General features: G+C 70.1%; 21 protein-coding genes and 4 pseudogenes. 18 read left to right on the top strand and 7 right to left on the bottom strand.

What is annotated here, in order from left to right:
* The first annotated feature begins 57 nt into the window (after positions 1-57).
* The 3 genes from LK06_RS13265 (at position 58) to LK06_RS13255 (ending at position 2,645) form a co-directional block, all read left to right on the top strand.
* Complete coding sequence (locus LK06_RS13265; protein ID WP_078858685.1) at positions 58-1,074, top strand: EamA family transporter; 1,017 nt, start codon at positions 58-60, stop codon at positions 1,072-1,074.
* Between the two features lie 161 nt (positions 1,075-1,235).
* On the top strand, positions 1,236-1,892 hold the full coding sequence (locus LK06_RS13260; RefSeq protein WP_234367606.1) for an NAD(P)-dependent oxidoreductase: 657 nt from the start codon (positions 1,236-1,238) through the stop codon (positions 1,890-1,892).
* 252 nt (positions 1,893-2,144) lie between these two features.
* Positions 2,145-2,645 carry a MerR family transcriptional regulator gene (locus tag LK06_RS13255; RefSeq protein ID WP_052269835.1) on the top strand — a complete coding sequence of 167 codons (501 nt, stop codon included), beginning with the start codon at positions 2,145-2,147 and terminating at the stop codon, positions 2,643-2,645.
* Between the two features lie 100 nt (positions 2,646-2,745).
* On the opposite strand, the gene LK06_RS13250 is transcribed toward LK06_RS13255, so the two are convergent.
* A complete protein-coding gene (locus LK06_RS13250; RefSeq protein WP_234367605.1) occupies positions 2,746-2,985 on the bottom strand; it encodes a helix-turn-helix domain-containing protein in 240 nt (79 codons plus the stop codon).
* A 326-nt stretch (positions 2,986-3,311) separates the two neighbouring features.
* Entirely contained in the window at positions 3,312-3,731 is a 420-nt protein-coding gene (locus LK06_RS13245; protein WP_039651009.1) for an arsenate reductase ArsC, read from the bottom strand.
* Positions 3,732-3,800: 69 nt separating this feature from the next.
* On the opposite strand from LK06_RS13245, the gene LK06_RS13240 reads away from it, so the two are divergent.
* From LK06_RS13240 to LK06_RS13230, 3 genes are read left to right on the top strand one after another with little or no spacing between them, the layout of a single operon-like run.
* Positions 3,801-4,115 (top strand): ArsR/SmtB family transcription factor, encoded by a 315-nt coding sequence (locus LK06_RS13240; protein ID WP_039651011.1) that lies wholly within the window; start codon positions 3,801-3,803, stop codon positions 4,113-4,115.
* A gap of 41 nt (positions 4,116-4,156) precedes the next feature.
* Positions 4,157-4,945 carry an aquaporin gene (locus LK06_RS13235; protein ID WP_039651166.1) on the top strand — a complete coding sequence of 263 codons (789 nt, stop codon included), beginning with the start codon at positions 4,157-4,159 and terminating at the stop codon, positions 4,943-4,945.
* A complete protein-coding gene (locus LK06_RS13230; RefSeq protein ID WP_039651013.1) occupies positions 4,942-5,997 on the top strand; it encodes an ArsO family NAD(P)H-dependent flavin-containing monooxygenase in 1,056 nt (351 codons plus the stop codon). The genes LK06_RS13235 and LK06_RS13230 overlap by 4 nt, the downstream gene beginning before the upstream one ends.
* Before the next feature lie 159 nt (positions 5,998-6,156).
* Here LK06_RS13230 and LK06_RS13225 read toward each other — a convergent pair whose 3' ends face one another.
* Positions 6,157-6,531, bottom strand: a complete 375-nt coding sequence (locus LK06_RS13225; RefSeq protein WP_039651014.1) for an ArsR/SmtB family transcription factor — start codon at positions 6,529-6,531, stop codon at positions 6,157-6,159.
* Positions 6,532-6,692: 161 nt separating this feature from the next.
* Here LK06_RS13225 and LK06_RS13220 point away from each other — a divergent pair, with 161 nt between their 5' ends.
* The 5 genes and pseudogenes from LK06_RS13220 to LK06_RS35245 form a co-directional block, all read left to right on the top strand.
* Complete coding sequence (locus LK06_RS13220; RefSeq protein WP_039651016.1) at positions 6,693-8,060, top strand: FAD-dependent oxidoreductase; 1,368 nt, start codon at positions 6,693-6,695, stop codon at positions 8,058-8,060.
* A 302-nt stretch (positions 8,061-8,362) separates the two neighbouring features.
* Positions 8,363-8,845 (top strand): hypothetical protein, encoded by a 483-nt coding sequence (locus LK06_RS13215; protein ID WP_043431905.1) that lies wholly within the window; start codon positions 8,363-8,365, stop codon positions 8,843-8,845.
* A 131-nt stretch (positions 8,846-8,976) separates the two neighbouring features.
* Positions 8,977-9,382 (top strand): annotated as a pseudogene (locus tag LK06_RS34315) (hypothetical protein); the annotation flags it as partial.
* Positions 9,379-10,068: a YdcF family protein gene (locus LK06_RS13210; protein ID WP_052318814.1), complete on the top strand. Its 690-nt coding sequence runs from the start codon at positions 9,379-9,381 to the stop codon at positions 10,066-10,068. The pseudogene LK06_RS34315 and the gene LK06_RS13210, both read left to right, overlap by 4 nt.
* A pseudogene (locus LK06_RS35245) lies at positions 10,004-10,725 on the top strand (WbqC family protein); the annotation flags it as partial. The gene LK06_RS13210 and the pseudogene LK06_RS35245, both read left to right, overlap by 65 nt.
* Positions 10,726-11,023: 298 nt before the next feature.
* Here LK06_RS35245 and LK06_RS13190 read toward each other — a convergent pair.
* Positions 11,024-11,245, bottom strand: coding sequence for an HAD hydrolase family protein (locus LK06_RS13190; protein WP_052318815.1), 222 nt, complete (start codon positions 11,243-11,245; stop codon positions 11,024-11,026).
* Between the two features lie 174 nt (positions 11,246-11,419).
* Here LK06_RS13190 and LK06_RS13185 point away from each other — a divergent pair, with 174 nt between their 5' ends.
* Entirely contained in the window at positions 11,420-12,127 is a 708-nt protein-coding gene (locus LK06_RS13185) for a 2-phosphosulfolactate phosphatase (RefSeq protein WP_043431912.1), read from the top strand.
* 56 nt (positions 12,128-12,183) lie between these two features.
* On the opposite strand, the gene LK06_RS34055 is transcribed toward LK06_RS13185, so the two are convergent.
* Together LK06_RS34055 and LK06_RS34050 are read right to left on the bottom strand one after the other, a co-directional pair.
* Positions 12,184-12,741, bottom strand: a complete 558-nt coding sequence (locus LK06_RS34055; protein WP_234367402.1) for a peptide deformylase — start codon at positions 12,739-12,741, stop codon at positions 12,184-12,186.
* Between the two features lie 5 nt (positions 12,742-12,746).
* Entirely contained in the window at positions 12,747-13,721 is a 975-nt protein-coding gene (locus tag LK06_RS34050; RefSeq protein WP_078858679.1) for a helix-turn-helix domain-containing protein, read from the bottom strand.
* Positions 13,722-13,868: 147 nt separating this feature from the next.
* On the opposite strand from LK06_RS34050, the gene LK06_RS13170 reads away from it, so the two are divergent.
* The 5 genes from LK06_RS13170 to LK06_RS13150 are packed head-to-tail and all read left to right on the top strand — an operon-like array spanning position 13,869 to position 18,403.
* Entirely contained in the window at positions 13,869-15,029 is a 1,161-nt protein-coding gene (locus LK06_RS13170; RefSeq protein ID WP_043431914.1) for a glycosyltransferase, read from the top strand.
* Positions 15,026-15,730, top strand: a complete 705-nt coding sequence (locus tag LK06_RS13165; protein ID WP_043431917.1) for a hypothetical protein — start codon at positions 15,026-15,028, stop codon at positions 15,728-15,730. The genes LK06_RS13170 and LK06_RS13165 overlap by 4 nt, the downstream gene beginning before the upstream one ends.
* Positions 15,727-16,956, top strand: a complete 1,230-nt coding sequence (locus LK06_RS13160; RefSeq protein ID WP_043431918.1) for a glycosyltransferase — start codon at positions 15,727-15,729, stop codon at positions 16,954-16,956. Before LK06_RS13165 ends, LK06_RS13160 begins: the two co-directional genes overlap by 4 nt.
* The gene (locus tag LK06_RS13155; protein ID WP_043431921.1) at positions 16,957-17,829 is read left to right on the top strand and encodes a glycosyltransferase family 2 protein; all 873 of its coding nucleotides are present in this window, start codon (positions 16,957-16,959) and stop codon (positions 17,827-17,829) included.
* A gap of 49 nt (positions 17,830-17,878) precedes the next feature.
* The gene (locus LK06_RS13150; protein WP_043431922.1) at positions 17,879-18,403 is read left to right on the top strand and encodes a P-loop nucleotide/nucleoside kinase family protein; all 525 of its coding nucleotides are present in this window, start codon (positions 17,879-17,881) and stop codon (positions 18,401-18,403) included.
* 7 nt (positions 18,404-18,410) lie between these two features.
* Here the strand turns inward: LK06_RS13150 and LK06_RS13145 are convergent.
* Positions 18,411-19,545 (bottom strand): annotated as a pseudogene (locus tag LK06_RS13145) (relaxase/mobilization nuclease domain-containing protein); the annotation flags it as partial.
* On the opposite strand from LK06_RS13145, the pseudogene LK06_RS13140 reads away from it, so the two are divergent.
* Positions 19,504-20,235: pseudogene (locus tag LK06_RS13140) on the top strand (tyrosine-type recombinase/integrase); the annotation flags it as partial. The pseudogenes LK06_RS13145 and LK06_RS13140 overlap by 42 nt on opposite strands.
* Positions 20,236-20,276: the final 41 nt, after the last annotated feature.

Raw genomic sequence — 20,276 nt, 5'->3', positions numbered from 1 at the left:
ATCGCAACCATGCTTTGGAGACATGGACGCCTGCTGGCGAGACTGCATGCCATGCAGATGCGTCCCATCAACTCCCCGACCGGGCGGTCGCCGGGCCCGTCGCGGACCTCGTCCGCGCAGCAGGTGGCGACCGTAGGGCTGACCGCTCTCGCCCCCGTCTCCTGGGGCACCACCTACGCCGTGACCACTCAGCTGTTGCCGCCCGGGCATCCGTTGTTCGCAGGTCTGATGCGCGCCCTGCCCGCCGGGCTGCTCGCGCTGGCGATCAGCCGGGTGCTGCCGAGCCGCGACTGGTGGTGGAAAGCTGCCCTCCTGGGCATGCTCAACATCGGTGTCTTCTTCCCCCTGCTGTTCCTGGCTGCCGAACGGCTTCCCGGTGGTGTCGCCGCCACCCTCGGCGCTGTCCAGCCGTTGCTGGTCGCGGGGCTGGGTGTCGTGGTGCTCCGCGACCGGCCGACCACCTGGCGGCTGATCTGGGGCGTGATCGGCGTGGTCGGCGTCGGTTGCGTGGTGCTCGGGCCGGCCGCCCGGCTCGACACCGTCGGGATACTCGCCGGCCTCGGCGGTACGGCCACCATGGCCGGCGGGGTGGTCCTCACCAAGCGCTGGGGTCGTCCCCCAGGGGTCGGCCCACTGACCCTCGCCGGCTGGCAACTGACCTTCGGCGGCCTGCTGCTGCTTCCGCTCGCCCTCGCGGTCGAGGGAGTGCCGCAGGGGATCGATGCCGGATCGGCCGTCGGCTACCTGTGGCTCGGCAGCATGGGCGGGCTGATCGCGTACACCCTGTGGTTCCGCGGGATCGGAAAGCTGCCGGTAGGTGCATCGGCACCGTTGGTGCTGCTGTCTCCGCTGGTCGCGACCATCCTCGGCGTCGTACTGGGCGAATCCCTGGGCCTGCTGCAGTGCCTCGGGTTCGCCCTCGCCCTGACCGCATTGCTCGCGGCGCAGTTCAACCGGCCGAAGCCGTCCGACCGCAGGACGTCGGACGGGCCGCGGGTGAGTGGAGCGGGCGGAGGGCGGCCCTCAGGGGAGTGGGTGCGGGGAGAGCGGATACCAGAAGGACGGAGCACGTGACAGTGGAGTCGGGAACGGCGCACTCGACGGCGCCACATTCAGCAAGGGCGGATTGGGGGACGGTGGAATCAGTGGCGGTGGAATCAGTGGCTGTCGGTTCGAGGACGCCCCGTTCAGGGAGAGCGGATTGGAGGGAGCTGGGCACGAGCCTGACGATCGCCGTGCTCGGCGCGACCGGGATGGTCGGCAGCCGGGTGATCGACGAGGCCCGTACTCGCGGACACCGGGTGCTGGCCCTGTCCCGGAAGCCCGCGAACCTGGACGCGGGCCCGGACCTGACGGCCATCGCCGTCGACGCGCGTGACCCGGCCGCCGTACGCGAGGCGTTCGCCGGCTCCGCCGCCGGCGGCGCCGTCCCGGACGCCATCGTGCTGACGGTACGGACCGAACCGGTCGATCAGGCGTTCCTGATCGGCGTCACCCGTACTGCGCTGGACGTCTCTGCGGAACTGGGGGCCCGTCTCCTCGTGGTCGGCGGCGCCGGCACGTTGCGCAGCCCCGGCGGCCAGGAACTGCTGGTCGCCGACGACCCGGTGTACGTGCCCGCCCAGTGGAGGGCCGTCGCCACCGCGGGGATCGCCCAACTGCGCACCTGCCAGGCGCACGCCGGCGCTGACTGGGCTTACCTAAGTCCGCCGGCGCTACTGGAACCGGGTGCGCGGACCGGCCGCTACCTGCGGGGCGGCGACACCCTGCTCACCGGTACCGACGGTCGATCCTGGATCAGTGCCGAGGACTTGGCCGTCGCAGCGGTCGACGAGATCGAGACACCCGGCCCCGACCGCCACCTCACCGTCGTCCACCGGGGCGAGGGCTGAGGACCGGCCGGAACTCCACTCACACCGCGGCCGCGTGGTCAGACTGCCGCGGCAGGGCGCGGCTCGCCCTGGAAGACCTGGCGGGCGTGCCCATCGCGGAGCGACATTGACGATGGGGGTATCCATCACCACGACGACGATGCTGGCGCAACAGATCGCCAGCACCAGGGTCTTGCGGCGCGGGCTCAACTCGGGGGCCGCGGCTGGAGACAGCACTGATGGAGTCATGGCCACGACGCTAGGGTTTGGAGCGTGCTCGAAACCAAACCGCAGTCAGCATCCGATGCCGTCGGGCCGAAGGCGCGCTTCAGCACCCTGCCCGCGGAAGGCGTGACCATCGCCGAGGCAGCCCGCCTCACCGGAGTGAGCGTGCACACACTCCGGTACTACGAGCGTGCCGGCCTGGTCATCAGTCCCGTTGACCGCACCAGCGGTGGCCGGCGCCGGTACCGGGAGCTGGACCTCAAATGGATCGTCATCTGCACCAAGCTGCGCGCCACCGGCATGCCCATCAGGGGCATCCGTGAGTACGCCGAACTGGTCGCCGCCGGACCGGGCAACGAGGCGGAACGCCTGGCCCTCCTGGAGGCCCACCGTGCCGACGTGCTGGCCAAGCTGGCGGAGATGCAGGAGAACCTGAAGCTCATCGACCGCAAGATCGACGTCTACAAAGGCAGCCTTGCCGCCGGTGACGCCGACCGGCTCTGGGCACCCGTCATGGGCACGGCCGACCGGCGCCGAGGCGCCAGATAGGCGACGCCCACCGCCCTGCCCCTTGAGGCCAGGCCACATCCAGGGCACATGAGCCGGGGAAACGACGCCGACCACTGGACTCTCCGTGGCGGAGGCGTCCTCATCGAGCGCGCTCGATGAGGACGAGGTCCGCTTCAAGGGCCGGTTCGAGGGCTCGAAGGACTCGAAGGAGGGGAGGAGCGGTGCCCGGCTGCACCCGCCGGCGGCGGTGCACGAGCATCTGGCCGACGGGCACAGCCGTGAGCGGGCGTCGCCCGGTCTCCCACCCCGCGACCGTGTCCGGCGAGACCTCCACCTGCTCGGCGACCTCCTCCTGCGTGGAGCCGGGCTGCTTCCGTATGACCCGGAAGACGCACCCCGAGATGAAGCCCGCACGGGGGGCGTGGCCGCATTCCCTGACCGCCGGTCAGGGCGTGTCGTGAGCTCGGCCGCAGAGGAGTCCCGTTCCCGGAGGTTCGCGGCAAACCACCTGTACGCGCGGTCACTTCGGAGGCTGAGCACGGATTTCCCCGGCCTGGTTGCACGATGCAGGGGCCCGGGCCCGGGCCCGGGCCCGGGCCTGGGCCTGGGCCTGGGCTATGGACCCTCCCTGGCCCCGGGCTCACCGTTTCCCAGGCTCATGTGCCCTGGACGTGCCCTCGCGCGTGCCGCTGTCCGTCGCGGTCGTCACGCCTCTCGCTCGGCGTCGATCTCCGCGATCAGGGCCTCGATCCGCTTCCTGATCTCGTCGCGGATCGGGCGGACGGCCTCGACGCCCTTGCCCGCCGGGTCCTCCAGGGCCCAGTCGAGGTACCTCTTGCCGGGGAAGATCGGGCAGGCGTCGCCGCAGCCCATGGTGATGACGTAGTCAGACCCCTGGACGGCCTCGGTCGTGAGGATCTTGGGCTGCTGGTCGGCGATGTCGATGCCGACCTCACTCATCGCCTCGACCGCGGCCGGGTTGACCTGGTCTGCGGGCACGGAGCCGGCGGAGCGGACCTCGATCCGGTCACCCGCGAGGTGGGAGAGGAAGCCGGCGGCCATCTGCGAACGCCCGGCGTTGTGGATACAGACGAACAGCACGGAGGCGAGCGGGCTGGAGGGCATCGGTTCTTCCTTCGTCAGTAGATCAGCCCAGGCTGGTATCAGCCAGGAATGATGTGAAAGTATCAGTCCATGCTGACGTCAGTCGACACTGATCTGTTGCGGGTCCTCGCGGACCCGCTCCGCCTCCAGATCGTCACCCTGCTTGCCGAGGAGACGCTCTGCACGACGCACCTGATCGAGGAGACGGGGGCCAAGCAGACCAACCTCTCCAACCATCTGAAGGTGCTGCGTGAGGCGGGGGTCGTGGAGACGGAGCCGTGCGGCCGGTTCACCTACTACCGACTCAAGCCCGACGTCATCGCCTCGCTTGCCGGTCAGTTCGCCGACCTCGCGGAGACCGCGCGTGCCACCGCCGAGCACCGCGTGAAGCGGTCCTGCCCTTGATCCCCCGCCTTGACGGCGACACCTGCACCGAGGAGTTCCTGTTGACCGCCACCGAGGCCACCCAGCACGGCAGAACGGGGGAATCCCCCATAGCCCCCGCCGCCGAGCCGCAGCCCGCTCCGGGCGCGACTCCGCCCCGGCGTCCTCCGCTGCTCGCCAAGGCCGCCGCCGAACTGGTCGGCGCGGCGGCGCTCGTCGCGATCGTGGTCGGCTCCGGCATCCAGGCCACGGAACTGACCAAGGACGTGGGGCTGCAACTGCTGGCCAACTCCACGGCCACCGTCTTCGGGCTCGGCGTCCTGATCGCCCTGTTCGGCCCCGTCTCCGGTGCGCACTTCAACCCGGCCGTCACCCTGGCCGAGTGGTGGACGGCCCGACGCGGCGGCCCCGGCGTCACGCTGCGCGAGGCGGCGGTATACGTCCCTGCTCAGATCGTCGGTGCGGTCGCGGGCTCGGTGCTGGCCGATGCGATGTTCGGCGAACCGCTCGTGAAGTGGTCCACCCACGACCGATCCGCCGGGCATCTCCTGCTGGGCGAGGTGGTCGCGACCGCCGGACTGATCCTGCTGATCTTCGGCCTGGCCCGCACCGACCGCCTGCGCTTCGCGCCGGTGGCCGTGGCTTCGTACATCGGTGCTGCGTACTGGTTCACCTCGTCCACATCCTTCGCCAATCCAGCGGTGACCATTGGCCGCGCCTTCACCGACACCTTCGCCGGCATTGCGCCGGCTTCGGTCGCGGGGTTCATCGGCATGCAGCTTGTCGGAGTTGTGGTCGGACTGGCGCTGGTGGCGCTCGTGTTCATGCCCGGCCGGGAAGTCACCGAATGACGCGGACGGCTCCGGTCGTGGTGATCGGGGGTGGCCAGGCCGGGCTTGCCGCCGGCTATCACCTGCGCCGCCTGGGCGTCGACTTCGTCATCCTCGACGCCCAGGCCGCTCCGGGAGGCGCCTGGCAGCACGCCTGGGACTCGCTTCGCCTGTTCTCCCCGGCCGCGTACTCTTCCCTGCCCGGTCGCCTCATGCCACCGCAGAACGGTGCGACCTACCCCGACGCGCAGCACGTGGTGGAGTACCTCGCCGACTACGAGAAGCGGTACGAGTTGCCCGTTGAGCGGCCCGTACGCGTCCTTGGCATCCACCGGGACAGTCGACTGCTGCGGGTGGAGACCGCCTCCGGCACCTGGCCGGCGGCAGCGGTGATCAGTGCCACCGGCACCTGGTGGCGCCCCTTCCTGCCCGCGATCGCAGGCCGCGGAGACTTCGGCGGCCGTCAACTGCACACCGTCGACTACCAGCGACCGCAGGATTTCGCGGGCCGCCGTGTGATCGTGGTCGGCGGCGGCAACTCCGGCGCCCAGATTGCCGCCGACCTCGCCTACGACACCCAGCTGACCTGGGTCACGCAGCGGGCTCTCCGTTTCCTCCCCGACGACGTCGACGGACGCGTTCTGTTCGACGTGGCGACCGCCCGCCGGCGGACCCTCGACGAAGGACGCACGGACACAGGCGGTGTCGCCTCACTCGGGGACGTCGTCGCCGTACCGCCGGTCCGAGAAGCCCGCGACCGGGGCCTGCTCAGGTCGGCGCCGATGTTCACGCGGCTCACTCCCACTGGGCTCGAATGGGCCGACGGCACGTGCGCCGAGGCAGACGCGATCATCTGGTGCACCGGCTTTCGGCCGGCGCTGTCCCACCTGGCGCCGCTCCGGCTGCGGGATTGCCGTGGTCACATCGCTGTCGAAGGCACGCGTGCCGTGGACGAGCCACGCCTGCACCTGCTCGGTTACGGCGACTGGACCGGGCCGGCCTCGGCCACGCTGATCGGGGTCGGGCGGCCGGCTCGGGAAGCCGCTCGTGACATCGCTGCCTCGCTCGGGTAGGTGCCAAGTCCTCCACGGTCAGTGACATTTCGTGTGCGTTCCTGGGCGGGGCGTCAAACAGGGCGGTGGCGCACGTAAGGACCCACAGCCCTCGGTGTGGACCGCCGCCGTCACCGTGGACGGCGACTTCCACGACCGGGCGTACTCCCGGGGGCGAGGTCAGGCCTCCGCCGGCGCGATGGTCAGCAACGTGCCCATCGCGGCCAGCGCGGATGGCTCGACCCGGTAGTACACCCAGGTGCCGCGCCGCTCGGAGGTCAGCAGGCCGGCCTCCTTGAGCTTCTTCAGGTGGTGGGAGACGGTCGGCTGGGAGACGCCCACGTCGGAGATGTCGCACACGCACGCCTCGCCGCCCTCGTGCGAGGCCACCGCTGAGAAGAGCCGCAGCCGCACCGGGTCGCCCAGCGCCTTGAACATCCGCGCGGCCGTCTCGGCCTCGTCCGCGGTGAAGCGGCGCTCGGTGAGCGGCGGGCAGCACGGCGCCACGGCGTCGGAGTGGGGCTCGACCAGCGGCAGCACCTTGGTGTTCGACATGCATCTATGTTGACACATGTCGAACCAGGCGAGCGAGGGGTCTCGGTCGACGGGTGGGGGTGCGGGGTTTGTTTCGATGAATGTCTATGTTGACGCTCATCGAATCAGGTGCCATGCTGACCGCATAAGCCATCGACAAACGTCGAAACGAAGAGGGAACCGTGAACGCATCCGCCACTGGCCAGTTGCCCGTTGTCGTCATCGGCGCAGGCCCCGTCGGCCTCGCTGCCGCCGCCCACCTCGTTGAGCGCGGCCTCGAACCGCTGGTCCTGGAGGCCGGCCCCTCCGCCGGCACCGCCGTGCGCGACTGGGCACACGTGCGACTGTTCTCCCCGTGGGAGGAGGTCATCGATCCAGCGGCTGAGAAGCTCCTCGCCGCCGTCGGCTGGATGCGCCCCGACGGCGCGACGTACCCCAGCGGCGGTGAGTGGGCCGAGCAGTACCTGCAGCCGCTCGCCGGCGTCCTCGGCGACAAGATCCGCTACGGCGCCACCGTGACGGGTGTCGCCCGCGCCGGCCGTGACCGCATTGTCGACGCCGGCCGCGACGAGCAGCCCTTCACCGTGCACATCGAGCTGGCGGGCGGTCGCGAGGAGCGCATCGCCGCCCGCGCTGTGATCGACGCCTCCGGCACCTGGTCCATCCCCGGTCCGATGGGCGCCGATGGGCTCCCCGCCCTCGGCGAGAGAGCGGCGGCCAACCGCATCTCCTACCGCGTGCCCGACCTGCGGGACCCGGGGGTTCGGGCCCGGTACGCGGGCAAGCGCACCGCGGTCATCGGCTCCGGCGCATCCGCCTTCACCGCGCTGGCCTACCTTGCCGACCTGGCCAAGGAGGAGCCCGGCACACGTATGGCATGGGTCCTGCGGCGCGGTATCGGCGCGAACACCTTCGGCGGCGGTGAGGCCGACCAACTCCCCGCCCGAGGCGCCCTGGGCCTGCGTGCCAAGGCGGCCGTCGACGACGGCCACGCGAGTGCGGTGACCGGCTTCCGCACACAGGCTGTGGAACGTGACGGCGACCGGCTCGTCCTGGTCGCCGAGGACGGCCGCCGCCTGGACCCGGTCGACGAGGTCATCGTGCTGACCGGTTTCCGCCCCGACCTGTCGTTCCTCTCCGAGGTCCGTCTCGGCCTCGACGAACGCCTCCAGGCCCCGACCGCACTGGCCCCGCTGATCGACCCGAACGTCCACTCCTGTGGCACCGTTTACCCGCACGGCGTCAACGAGCTCGCCCACCCGGAGCAGGACGTCTACCTGGTCGGCATGAAGTCCTACGGCCGAGCGCCCACGTTCCTCGCGATGACCGGCTACGAGCAGGTCCGCTCCATCGCCGCCGCGATCGCCGGCGACCGCGATGCCGCCGAGCGTGTCGAGCTGACCCTGCCGGAGAGCGGTGTGTGTGGTGGTGCCGGCCTCTACGACGACCCCGACGTCGCCCAGGTCGGCGAAGGCGGTGGCTGCTGCGGCGCCCCGGCCACCCTCCAGATCGGCGTCGGCGTTCCGGCCGCCTCCTCCGGCGGCTGCTGAACTCCCCGCCCAGCCAAGGAGACAGGTGTCCCCCACTCTCGCCCGGCCCAGATCACCGTCGTGGTGTGGCAGGCCAGGAAGAGCCTCGATGGTGTGTACGACGCCGGGAGGGGAAAACCATCGGCGTCATCACGGAGTACTGCCACAACCAGCGAGGAAACACGTGTCCAGCATGGGCGAAGCTCTCACCGCATCCGAGCAGAGGCAGGAGCAGGCGGCACTGTGTCGTCTTCTCCTGCACTACACCGCATGTCCTGTCGCGCCGTATGCGTGGCTGCCCGCCTTGGCCGGAGGGGCTGCGGGTGGCTGTGCATTGCGGTGAAGGGACGGAAGGGATCGACTTCCTGTACGAGCTGCCGTTCGGGATGGTGCCTGCGGCGGTCCCGGGCGTGCTCGCTCAGGTAGTGAACGGCTTGCAGCTGTACTCCAGCTCCGAGGTGAAGGAGGTGATGGGTATGCATCATGTGCGCCTGGACGGGGAGAAGATGCCGCCTGTGCCCCTGGGGCAGGAGGCGCAGGCCGTGGAGGTGCTGCGGCAGTTGGCTGAGGTGTATGACGAGGGCGAGCCGTTCCTGCTCGGATTCCTGATGCGTTCGGCGTCTACACTCCGCCTCTACATCAACTCGCCTGAACGTGAAGTGTGGGGGGTGGATGTGCCGTTGCCGCGTACGGGGCCCAGCTTGTTGGGGGCTGTCCAGTCTCCGGGGTACCTGGATAATCCCCATCTGCATCGACCGTCCGATGACCCGCACGCCGACGTTCTCATTGACCTGACCGAGTACTGATGTAGAGCTCAGCGCCCGCATGAAGGAGCTCCCGCCGGTCGAAGTCACCCTGCCCTGGGCCAAGCCGGACGGCGGGCCGAAGACCTTCCGCTTTCTCTTCGCCGACGAGAAGGGGCGGGCCCACGACGCACGATCGTGCCAGGGCCCGGCTCTGGGTGGGTACGGCGCTGAACAAGGAGGGCGACAACGAGTACGCGACCGGCGTCATGATCGAGGCCACCCGCTCCTTCGAGGACCTAGGCGAGCCGGAGGACTGGTCGGTCGCCCACCAAAAGCTGGCCCTGGCTCACCGAGGCGCTGGCGACCTGAAGTAGGCCCTGCACCGCATCGACATCGCGCGCACCACCGGCACGGTCGACTCCCCCGATGCAGCGGGTGCGGCTGGACACCGCCTACGGGCACATCCTTCTGTCGGACGCGGCGGCCCGGAATGATGGGCTGTCCGACCTCGATCAGGCGGCGCAGGTGGCTCGGCAGTACGGGCTGAGCCACCAGCTGCGCAGCATCGAGAGCATCCGAAGAGGCCAGCAGGGATGAGCCAGGGAGTGCCAGTGCCGCAGCACGAGCAGCGCCAGATCACCGACGAGCAGTTCCACGACGCGACGCTGATCTGGAACTACCACCAGATGGGCCACGAGCAGCGGCCCTGCTCGGCAGCGATCGGCCTCGGCAGCCACGACCTGGGCGTGGCCACCACAGCCGCCGACCTCTACCGTGCCGGCCTCTTCCCGGTCGTGGTCTTCAGCGGCGGCAACAGCCCCACCACCCGCGCCCGCTTCCCGCGCGGCGAGGCCGTCCACTATCGCGAGCATGCCCTGAGCCTGGGCGTTCCGGACGAAGCAATCCTGGTCGAGTCGAAGGCGGCCAACACCGGCCAGAACATCACCTTCTCCCGCGAGCTGCTGGCCGAGGCCGGCATCGCGGTCGAGTCGCTGCTGCTGATCTCCAAGCCGTACATGGAGCGCCGTTCGTACGCGACCTGCCGCAAGCTGTGGCCCGAGGCAGAGGTTGTCTGTGCCTCAGAGCCGCTGGAACTGGACGACTACATCAAGTCCATCGGCGACGAGAAGCTCGTCGTCGACATGCTTGTCGGGGACCTGCAACGGGTGATCGAGTACCCGAAGCTCGGCTTCGCCGTCGAGCAGCACGTACCGGGGGATGTGTATGACGCGTACGAGCGTCTCCTGGGAGCCGGCTTCGACAGCCGCCTCATCAGCACCTGAGTTGTCCCATGTCCGCTCGTCGGGCGGGGTGTGCGCGATCCACCAGCCGAACCTGTTCCCACGGCTGTCCACGTTGGCGAAGCTCTTCGCCGCCGACCGATGGATCGTCCTGACCGACGTGCAGTTCGCCCGGCGCGATTTCCAGCACCGCGCCCGATTGGCCGCCTTGGACGATCCTGGTCGGCAGCAGTGGCCCACGCTCCCGACGCACCTTCCACATGGGCGCCCGACGCTGATCAGCCAGGCGCGGCCCAAGACCTTCCGGCTGCTTTTCGTCGACGAGAAGGGCCGGGCCTACAACCGCAGCGTCTTCAACATGGGTGCCTGGAAGCGAGCCCTGGCCGCCGCCGGCGTGATCCCTCCGTGCGAGCGCGGGGCGAGGTACCTCCAAGAGGCCCCGGAAGACGGCATGCACGCGCCCTCCGGCACGCGTACGCCTCTGTGCTCCTGGACGCGGGGGAGAGCATCAAGGCGCTCTCCGAGCACCTCGGCCACCCGGACCCGGGCTTCACGCTCCGGACGTACACACACCTGCTGCCGTCCAGCGAGACCCGCACCCGCAAGACGATCGACGACGCCTTCACAGGCGCGCCGCCGTCGGAAACCGGAGAGCCCCAGGGCACATCACCGCCCCCAGCAAAACCAATGTGCCCTCGCCGCCTGAAGGCTCCTCCCAGGCACGGAAGGGGCGAGGCCCCGAAGACCCCGCTCGACCCCCAAGAAACCCCGCTCAGGGCCACACCAGGCAGTAGGGCTGGTGCCCCGCCTCGTGCAGCCGGTGTGAGAAGTCCTGCCACTCGTGCAGCGACTGGTGACGGGAGGGCGCTGGCCTCGGATTTCGCAGGGAAATGTGCGTTGACCTGGGAAAACTCCTCTCGGAAGTTCTCATGGTTCAACGCCTCTTCCCAGGCTCATGTGCCCTGGATGTGCCCTCGTGGCCTGCGGCCTTCCCTGGTCATCGGTCGGGGGCCGAGAGCAGGCGGGCCAGGGTGGGAATCACCGTACGCAGGTCACCGGCGTCCACCGCAGTCGTTGCCGCCGCCCAAGCCGCTGCTGAGGCGTTGAACGCCACGCTCAGTCCGACGGACGCGAACAGCGGCAGGTCGGACCTGCTGTCACCGATGGCGCCGCACGCGTGAGGGGCCAGGCCCAGGTCCCGTGCCCAAGCGGACACCATCTCACTCTCAAACCAGTCCCGCCCTTCGTGGCGCAGGTTCACGCAAAGACCGGTGCGACAAGCCGCGGCTCGATGTGACGGGACATCCGCGATCCAGATGGTTCAGATGGGCCGAGACTGGGTCGCTGGGCAGACCCATGGCGAGAGCGATGTGGCGCCGACGAGAATGACTGGATGGATCATCGTTTCGTCGGTATCCCGGAGTTGACGGACGTTCCGCGCGTTGCTGTTGTCGTCGACGTGATGCGGGCCTTCACCGTGGCTGCCTGGGCGTTTTCGCGGGGTGCAGAGAAGATCGTCCTGGCCCCGTCCGACGCCGAGGCGCTGGCCTTGAAGGAGAATTGCTCGGGCTGGCTGGCCCTGAAGGACGGTGCCCCAGCAACGGGCTTCGACACGGTGAACTCGCCCGGTCTGATCAGGTCACTCGATCTGGCCGGTCGCACTCTGGTGCAGAAGACGACGGCCGGAACCGTCGGCGCGCTGGCCGTTTCGAGCGCGCCGCTGGTTCTGTGCGCGAGTTTCGTCGTGGCCGGTGCGACAGCGCGCTTTCTGAAGATGGATGGTTCCGGGCCGGTGACGTTCGTGATCACCGGCGACGATGGCCAGGCCGCTGAGGACCTGGCCTGCGCTGAATACATCGGTCAGCGTCTCGCCGGAGTCGATGCTGAGGCAGCCCCGTTTCTCCACCGTGCGAGAACCTCCTGGGCAGCCACCGATCTCGACGACGGGGTTCGACGTGGATACCAGGGCGTTCACCCCGACGATGTCGACCTGTGCCTGCAGGTGGACAGGTTCCCCTTCACAATGGTCGCTAGTCAGGAAGATTCCCTGACGGTGCTGCGTCCCGTTGCGCTGCCTGAGGAGTCAGCCGGAGCCAGCTGACCTGCTGCCCGGACTGGTCGACATCTGCCAGGTCAGTCCAGAAGGTGCTGTCCCGACTATTGCTCGTATGCCCAGGCCCTGCCGGTCTGCCGGTACTCCTCCACGGGGATCGGGGCGACGCCGGTGCGCATGCGGGCGGTGTAGAGCAGGCCGTCGAGGTGGTCGATCTCGTGGTGGATGAGGCGGGCGAGGCCGCGTTCGTACACGGTGGTGATGGTCTCGCCGGTCAGGGTCGTGGTCTCGACGGTGATCTTCAGGGGGCGGGGGACGAGGCCGCGGACGTCGAAGAAGCTCAGGCAGCCCTCGTACTGCTCGTCCAGTTCGTCGGAGCGGTCGGTGATCTTCGGGTTGAGCAGGATGACGGCGGGTGTGTCGCCGGGCGGCTGGACGACGGCGGCGGTGCGGCCGATGCCGATCTGCGGGGCGGCGATGCCCATGCCCTTGGCGAAGGGGTGGACCTGGCCGATCCGTTCCATCGCGGCGAACAGTTCGTCGGTGATGCGCTCGGCCTCGTCGCGCTCGGCGGGCAGGGTGAAGGCGCGGGCCGGTTCGGCCAGGATGCCGGCGCCGTGCTGGACGACTCCGAGGTCGCGCATCTGTTGGCTGGGCCGCACGTCAATCACCTGAAGTCCCCTTGTTCCGTGTTGTGTTCGGGCCGTGCCCGGAACCTCCACTCAAGACGGTACCGAGCGTGGAGGGCGGGCGTGGTCGTGATCCAGGTGAATTGCCTCAGTTCACCGTCGTCGCTGCGGACGGGCGGGGTCCGCAGGGGTGAGGCTTCCGCGGTCATGGAGGTCTCGGTGCCCCACACGACGGGGTCGAGGGCGGCGGGGAAGGCGAGCTGGACTTCGAGTTGTTCGGTGGGCAGGCGGACGGCCCGCTGGAACCAGTTGCCCCATTTGTCGTCGCCGACGGTGTAGGCGTACTCGATCCACACGGACTCGCCGGGGTAGAGCGGGAAGCGGCCGTGTTCGTTGTCGAACAGCAGCCAGACCTCCTTGAAGGCGTCGCGGTCGTGCTTGGCCTGCCAGCGCATCGCCTCGCCGCGGCAGGTGGCGGTGAGGGCGAGTTCGTCCCAGGTCAGCGGGTGGACGCGGTAGTGGGCGTTGGACTGCTCGGGGTCGCCGGGGTAGCGGTCGACGGAGACGCGGATCAGGTAGCGGGTCACCGGGTCGTCGCCGGTGTTCCGCAGGAGCCGTCTCATGGTGAGCCGGTAGGAGTGGCCGTCGTACTGGAGGCGGGCGGCGTCGTGTTCGACGACGAGGGCGGACCCGGTGGCGTACGGCTGCTCGGGCCTGCGCTGGGCCGGTGGGGTCGTGGGTTGGCGCCTGGATTTCGTGCGGGCCTGCTCGTAGTCGCACCAGCGCCGCCAAATCGCCTTCCCGGCGTTCAGGTGCTCGTCGGCGAGCCTGGCGAACTCCTCGGTGGGCTTGTGGCGGCCGGACTCGACGTGGCTGACGTAGGACGGGTCGAAGCCCATGGCCAGCGCTAATGCCCGCTTGGACATGCCGCGTACTTCCCGCCATCTGGCTACCTCGGCCGCGAAGTCCTCGGCCGCCTGCTCGACGGTGATCTCTTCGCTGTGCGCGTCCATCGAAAGACCTGCCCCGCGTCATGGTCAGTGAGCATGAATGAACCGTGAGTGATCCAAGTTCATCATCCCGTCACGGTGTGCGTCGCCGTTTTCCTTCCCTCAGTTGCCCGGATCGACCCCCGGGCGGATGAGGGAGGCGAAGCAACCATGCGCGTGCTGTACCTGCTCAACATCTCCAACCCCGACCGGTTGTCGGCGGATTCGGGGTGGATCTTCGCGGATCTGCTGGCCCCGTCCCTGGCCGACGCCGGGGCGGAAGTGACCGTTGCGGCCCCGGCTGCGGCCGGGGATGCCCGCTGCGGATTCCACCGGACGAAGGTGCCCGGAACGAAGTACCGGGCCCGGTTCTCCGCGGACATCGACGAGTTGGTGGCCCTGATCGGTTCGGAGAAGCCGGATGTGGTGGTGGCCAACCAGATCGAGGAGGCCCCGGCTGTCCGCACGGCTCTGCTGGAGGCCGGGTCGGATGCGCTGCTGGCCGGGTACTGCCACTACCTGCCGTTCTCGTTCGCGGGCGGTGGGCAGATGCTGCTCGACCCGTCGCTGGACGACGCGGGGCTCGGGCGGCCTGTGCTGCTGGCGTTCGCCGCGGGCCTGGCCGCGTGCGACCGGGTGATGGTCCACTCCGCCACGGCCACCTCGTGGGTGTCGGCCGCCGCTGCCCGGATGACGGTGGACCTGGGCGACCGGCTGCGGGTGGTGCCCGCACCGCGTGACGAGCGTCTGGTCCGCGATCCCGCCACGGTTCAGGCTGCCTCCGGCACGGTCGGCGCCATCGGTGTCTACAACCACCGGCTGTACGCGCACTACGGCACCGAGCAGTTCGTGGACCTGGCCCGCCGACTCAGTGACTCCGGTGCGGTGCGGCTGCGGGTGATGGACCTGTTCGGGCAGCGCCGGGCCGAGCGCAAGGGTCTGGACGACAGCCCCGAGAAGATGCGCGAGAGGCTCGCCGCGCTGCCGCACGTGCAGGTCGTCTCCGACCGGGCCGACCGCGTCCGCTACAAGAACCTGCTGGCCGGCGCCCGCTTCGGCATCGCCCCATTCAGGCCCGGCTGCCCATGGTCGATGAGCGTGATCGACTGCCAGGGCATGGGCCTTCCGGTCATCTCGCCCCGCCTGGGCTGGCTCGCTGAGCACGTCGACCCGGAGCTGTGCTTCTCCACCCCGGCCGAGGCCGTCGCCCTGGCCGAGCGATTGGCCACGGACGACGAGTTCCACGCCGTCCACGCCAAGCGGGCGCACGCCTCCACTGCCGACTTTGCCCCCGCCCTGGTCGCTGCCCGCTACCTGGAGGCGATCTCGTGACCGGCTTCGACGCCGTGTTCCTGTCGTACGACGAGCCGATGGCCAACTCCCTGCACTCCCGGCTCCAGCGGACGATGGGCGGCACCGTCAAGCGCCTGCACGGGGTCCACGGGATGCGCCGGGCCTACCGGCTGTGCGCCGAGGTCGTCGAGCGCGAGCAGTTCTTCCTCGCCGACGGAGACTTCGCCATCGACACCGACTTCGATCCGGCCACCGTCGAACTGCTGGAGGAGGGCGTCTCCATGCGGGTGTGGCGGGCGGTCAACCCGGTCAACGGTCTGACCTACGGCTACGGCGGCTTGAAGCTGATCCGCCGCAGTGCTCTGCGGGATATGGGCGAGGCCGTGGACGTACTTGCCGCTCTGCCCGGGCGGATCGAATTCACCGAGCACGCTGCCGGGATCACGCGGTTCAACCAGAGCCCCTTCCACACCTGGAAGGCCGGTTTCCGCGAGTGCGCGATGCTCGCCCGCGGCAGCGAGCACAGCATGGCCGACGACGACGCCCACCAGCGTGTCGATGCCTGGATGCTCAGCCGCAGCGGCGAGTTCGCCGCCTACGCCGCTGCCGGGGCCAGGGAGGGCGTCTCCTTCGCCCGCCAGGCCGCGCGTGACCCGCAGCAGTTCGACCACCTCAACGACCCCACCTGGCTGCGGGAGAGGTTCACCGCCGCCCACGGGGACCAGGCGGTGTCCGGATGACCGGCCCGCTCGTACTCATCGAGCCGTACGCGAACCGCCTGGGCGGGCACCACCAGCGCACGCTGGTGGCCCTCGCCCAGGCCCGGCCCGGCAGCCTCGTCATCGCACCGCACGGGATCGCCTCCGAGGTGGTACGTACCTTGCGCGAGGCGGACGCCGGGCTGGTGACCGCACCGGCCGGGGCGGCGGCAACCGTGCTGGGGGCCTTCGCCCGGCTGGCGGCCGGGCTCTCCTCGGCCGGGCAGCGGGTCCTCTGTTCGCGCCGCTGGCCTGGCCGTCTGCGGAGGGTGCCGCACCAGATCACCCTCCTCGCCCGCTGCCTGGCCGAGGCGTCCGCCCTGCGGTCCGCTCGTCGGTTGGAGCCCGGCGCCGACGCGGTGGTGATCCTGACCGCGAGCGAGGCCCTGCACGGGGCCGCCGCCCTCCTCGGCGGGCAGCCGCACCTGCGGTTCGTCCACGAGGCGGTCACCACTGAGGACGCCGTGGTGCGGCTGCTGGGCCGGCTCGCCCGCCGGGGCGAGCAAAGGGTGATCGCCGTGTACCCGACGCAGGCTGTTGGCGATCAGTTCGCCGCGACCTTCGCTGACCTGCCCGCGGTGGTGGGTGCCTTCGCGGTCGATGACGGCCGCTGCCTGAGCGACGCCGAACGCGACGGAGGCCGGGCCGCGTTCGACATCCCCGCCTCTGAGGCCGTGGTGTGCCTGGTCGGCGGCTGGTGGCCCTACAAGGACATCGCCGTCGTCGACGCCGCCCTGGACCGGCTCAAGGAGCCCCTGCACCTGGTGGTCACCGGTTCCCCGCTCGACGAGGCCGTCGTTGAGCGATGGCGGTCCCTGCCCGATCTGCGGGTGCACACCGTGCCCGGTCCGGTCAGCGAGTCAGTGCTGCGGCTCGTGTACGCCGCCGCCGACGCCGCTCTCGTCGCCCGCCGTCCCGGGACCGGAAAGGAGTCCGGACTCGTCATGGACGCCGCCCGCCTCGACATCCCCCTGGTCATCTCCGAACACGACGACGCCCTCACCGCCCGCCTGCACGGCCAGCCCTGGGCCCTGACGTTCCCCGCCGGCGACCCGGACGCCCTCGCGGACGCCCTGCACACCGTCATCCGCCAGCCACCCCCACTGCCCGGACCGGCGGCCCCGGGCCTGTTCGGGATGCGGTCGGCCGCCGAGCAGGCCGACTTCCTCACCCGCACCTTCGCTCCCCTGCGCACGAAGGAGTCCTGAATGCCGAGCACGCCTCCCGCGCTGATCGCCGTCGTCGGCCCCGTCGAGCCGCCGCTGCTGGCCGCCTGGGCCCGCCACTACCGGTGGCTGGGCGTCGAACGGTTCCTGATTGCCTTCCACCTCCCCGACCACGTACCCGACCGGCAACGACATGAGCTCCAGGCCGCCGCCCGCGAGCTGGGCATCATCCCCACCGGCACCAGCACCAGCACCGGCCCGTGGCACGAGCACACCAACACCCAGCTCCGCGACGCCCTGCGGCACCGGGCCGGTCCCGGCTGGCACCTGCTGGCCGACGCCGACGAGTTCCAGCAGTACCCCGCCCCGCTGAACGAGGTGATCGCCCAGGCCGACAAGTCCGGACACCGGGTGGTGGGCGGTCTGATGCTCGACCGCGTCGCCGCGAGCGGACGCCTGACCGGCTGGCGGCCCGAAGGCGGCCTCGATCTCGCCTATCCCCTCGGCGGCCACCTCACCCACCGGCTTCTGCACGGTGACCCGAGGAAGATCGTCCTCGCCCGCCACGACGTCACCGTCTCCTCCGGCAACCACCGCTCTCCGGGCCACCGGCCCGACGCGGACCGCATCTGCGCAGTTCACCATTTCAAGTGGCGCTCGGGCGTCCTGGACGACCTTCGCCGACGGGTCCAGCACTTCACCACCGGCACCTGGCAGGAGCACACCCCGGCCGTCCGCGACGAGGCCGGACGCCTGCTGGCCCACGTCGGCCAGCACGGCGGCGTGATCAACACCAGCGATCCGCGGTTCGCCTTCCGCCGGGCAAGTCTGGACCGGATGCCCTTCAGCTGGCCCTCCGAGGCCCGCAACATCTTCACCACCTGGCGTCCGCATGCCCACAGCGGCCAGGATTGACAGGCAACGCTCGCACGCGCGGACAGCATGTCGCGGAAGGAAGCCCCCCGTGCCACTCGCCGTACTCCTGGCCGGTCTCACCGGCTCCGGAAAGACCACCGTCGCCCAGGCCCTGGCCGCCCGCGGCTACCTGAGGCTGTCCGTGGACGAAGAGGTCCACCGCCTCCACGGCCGGTACGGCGTGGACTACCCCGAGCACACCTACTTCGAGCGCGAACGGCCCGTGGTCGAAGCGACCCGGGACCGGTTCATCAAGGAGATCGAGGCCGGCAACGACGTCGTCCTGGACCACGGCCTGTGGCGCCGTGCCGAGCGCGACGTCTGGCGGCAGGCCGCCCGCGAAGCGGGTGGCCTGCCCGTTGTGGTCTACCTCCCCGCCGACCGCGACGAGCTGCTGCGGCGCCTGGCCGAGCGCAACGCACGCGAGGACGCCAACGCGCTGACCGTCACCCCCGAAGCCCTGGACGACTTTTTCGCCCGCTTCGCCCCTCCGGCCGACGACGAGGACGTGATCGTCTACACCGGCGACCTGGACGTGCTGGTGACGGCACTCACCGAGGCCCGGGGGCGGTAAGGCCGCCAGCGCCGTCTTTGTGGGCGGGCTCGCGGACCATGGCCCGCACGGCGCCGCGCAGGGCGCGGGCGTGCTGGTCTCGGCCTGGATGCGGGAGCGAGTGGCGCGCTCGAACGCCTCGGCTGCCTGACGGAGTTGGGGCTGAACTGCCTGGGGTGCGCGAAGGGGCAGGGCGTCGAGGGCTTCACCGAAGGCAGCCACGTGGGCTTGGGCCGCTGTGTCTTCACTGTGCTCAGGCGATGGGGGATGCGTTCCGCGGCGGCGGTGGCCTGGTGCCACGGGTTGGTCTTGCGCGGGACTGGTTGCGGTTCGGTGGCGTCGAGGCGCTTGCGGATCTTGGGAAAGGACAGGTCTGGGGAGAGCTCGGAGCCGGAGTACCAGACCGGCTGCTGCTTGCCGTTCGTGTCGTTGGCCATGGCGACCGTGTAGCCGCGGACGTCCCCGGACGGGAAGTGCTTGATGTCGAGGAGGATGCCGTTGGTGTGCTGGAGAAGGTGGACGAACTCCTCGGTGCTGGTGGCGGCGGCCACGGCGGTACGGAGCGTGGTGCGCAGGCGTTCGCGGGCGGTGCGCTTGGCCTTCTCCTGCTCGGCACGGGTAGGGCGCTTGGCGGCGGTGCGGTCTCCTCGCATGATCTGGTGCAGGCCGTACTCCTTCTCGATGGCTGCGAGTTCGCGGTCGGCGGTGAGGTAGTCGTTCCAGTGGCGGGCGGTGCGTAGGTCGGGACGGACCTTGGTGGCGGCGATGTGGATGTGGTCCGGTGCGTGCCGTACGGCGACCCAGCGGCAGCCGTCGGGATCACCGTCGGGGGCGATGCCGGTGGCGGCGACGACACGGCGGGCGATGTCGGCCCACTCCTCGTCGCTGAGGTGGCGGTCGGTCTCGGCGGCGCGGATCGAGCAGTGCCACACATGCTGCTTCGGTGCGCGGCCGAGGCGCTCGGCTTGCTTGACGTGCAGGTCGAGGCCGGCGACGAGGAGTTTCTTGGTGGCGTTGAAGTCGGCGGTGCGGCCGGGGTCGGGGGCGAAGCCGTCCCAGGAGGCGACCAGGTGGGGGTCGGTGTGGTCCTTGGCCTTCCTGGTGTCGTACAGGTAGCGGATCAGGCCGGCGGCAAGCTCGCCTTCGGCTGCGGCCTGCGTCAGGGCGAGGTGTTCGGCTTCGCAGCCGAGGACATCGACTTCAAGGGCGGCTGGATCCACGTCAACCGCCAGGTGCGGCTCGTCGGCACAAAGCCCGTCTTCGCCCTGCCCGAGGGCAACAGGATCCGGTCCGTGCCCCTGTCGGCTCAGCTCGCCTCGGCCCTCAAGGCTCACATGAAGGAGTTCCCGCCCGTCGAGGTCACCCTCCCGTGGGCCAGGCCGGGCAGTGAGCCGAAGACCTTCTGCCTTCTCTTCGTCGACACGAAGAGCTGGGCGTACAACCGCAGCGTCTTCAACATGGGTGACTGGAAGCGCGCCTTGGCCGCCGCCGGCGTGATCCCTCCCCGCGAGCGCGGTGCGCGCTACCTCCGGGCGGCCCCGGAGGACGGCATGCACGCCCTCCGGCACGCGTACGCCTCTGTGCTCCTGGACGCGGGGGAGAGCATCAAGGCGCTCTCCGAGTACCTCGGCCACTCGGACCCGGGCTTCACGCTGCGGACGTACACGCACCTGCTGCCGTCCAGCGAGATCCGCATCCGCAAGGCGATCGACGACGCCTTCACGGAAACGGAAGCGGAAACGGGAGCCGAGGCGGAGGAGGGAGTGGAAGACGACGGCGGCCCGCCCGCAACCCAGGGCACATCACCACCCCCGGCAAAGCCGATGTGCCCTCAATGTGCCCTGGCCGCCTGACGCCCCCGCCCCGGCACCAAAAAGGGCGAGGCCCGAAGACC

It is taken from the genome of Streptomyces pluripotens, assembly GCF_000802245.2.
GTDB classification, from domain to species: Bacteria; Actinomycetota; Actinomycetes; order Streptomycetales; family Streptomycetaceae; genus Streptomyces; species Streptomyces pluripotens.
Note: the sequence above shows the minus strand (reverse complement) of the source record. Positions and strands in the feature narration are given on the sequence as shown.

Excerpts from the sequence above, each read along its gene's own strand:
- LK06_RS13265 (WP_078858685.1), top strand. The coding sequence starts at position 58 with ATGCGTCCCATCAACTCCCCGACCGGGCGGTCGCCGGGCCCGTCGCGG.
- LK06_RS13245 (WP_039651009.1), bottom strand. The coding sequence starts at position 3,731 with ATGCCCTCCAGCCCGCTCGCCTCCGTGCTGTTCGTCTGTATCCACAAC.
- LK06_RS13240 (WP_039651011.1), top strand. The coding sequence starts at position 3,801 with ATGCTGACGTCAGTCGACACTGATCTGTTGCGGGTCCTCGCGGACCCG.
- LK06_RS13230 (WP_039651013.1), top strand. The coding sequence starts at position 4,942 with ATGACGCGGACGGCTCCGGTCGTGGTGATCGGGGGTGGCCAGGCCGGG.
- LK06_RS13225 (WP_039651014.1), bottom strand. The coding sequence starts at position 6,531 with ATGTCGAACACCAAGGTGCTGCCGCTGGTCGAGCCCCACTCCGACGCC.
- LK06_RS13210 (WP_052318814.1), top strand. The coding sequence starts at position 9,379 with ATGAGCCAGGGAGTGCCAGTGCCGCAGCACGAGCAGCGCCAGATCACC.
- LK06_RS13190 (WP_052318815.1), bottom strand. The coding sequence starts at position 11,245 with ATGGTGTCCGCTTGGGCACGGGACCTGGGCCTGGCCCCTCACGCGTGC.
- LK06_RS13185 (WP_043431912.1), top strand. The coding sequence starts at position 11,420 with ATGGATCATCGTTTCGTCGGTATCCCGGAGTTGACGGACGTTCCGCGC.
- LK06_RS34050 (WP_078858679.1), bottom strand. The coding sequence starts at position 13,721 with ATGGACGCGCACAGCGAAGAGATCACCGTCGAGCAGGCGGCCGAGGAC.
- LK06_RS13170 (WP_043431914.1), top strand. The coding sequence starts at position 13,869 with ATGCGCGTGCTGTACCTGCTCAACATCTCCAACCCCGACCGGTTGTCG.
- LK06_RS13160 (WP_043431918.1), top strand. The coding sequence starts at position 15,727 with ATGACCGGCCCGCTCGTACTCATCGAGCCGTACGCGAACCGCCTGGGC.
- LK06_RS13155 (WP_043431921.1), top strand. The coding sequence starts at position 16,957 with ATGCCGAGCACGCCTCCCGCGCTGATCGCCGTCGTCGGCCCCGTCGAG.